At 65.8% G+C, this 298-nt stretch carries 1 pseudogene; it reads right to left on the bottom strand.

Going from position 1 to position 298, the window contains the following annotated elements:
* Nucleotides 1-298, bottom strand: a pseudogene (locus tag BIV03_RS19860) (hypothetical protein); the annotation flags it as partial.

Genomic DNA, 298 nt, shown 5'->3' with positions numbered 1-298 from the left:
GCCGAACCCGTCGTCACCGCTCATCACGAAGTTGTGCTCGACCGTCATGTCCTGCACGCCGTCGGTGTCGATGCCGTCGTTGTTGATGAGCGTGCCCATCAGGTTCAGCCATGACACGTGGATGCCCGAGGAGCGGATGTACAGCGTCTGCCACCACTGGGCGTTGCGGACGCCGATGCCGGACACCGTGATGTCCGAGCTGTCGTGGAAGCGGATCGCCATCGTCTTGTCGGTCCGCGACGTGTCCGAGCCGGCGTCGAGGATCCCGCGCCCGAGCACGTGCACGCCGGTGACGTCG

The organism is Curtobacterium sp. MCBA15_016 (genome assembly GCF_001865105.1).
In the GTDB taxonomy this organism is placed as follows: Bacteria; Actinomycetota; Actinomycetes; order Actinomycetales; family Microbacteriaceae; genus Curtobacterium.
The sequence above is the reverse complement of the archived record's forward strand: the minus strand, read 5'-3'. Positions and strand labels throughout refer to the sequence as shown.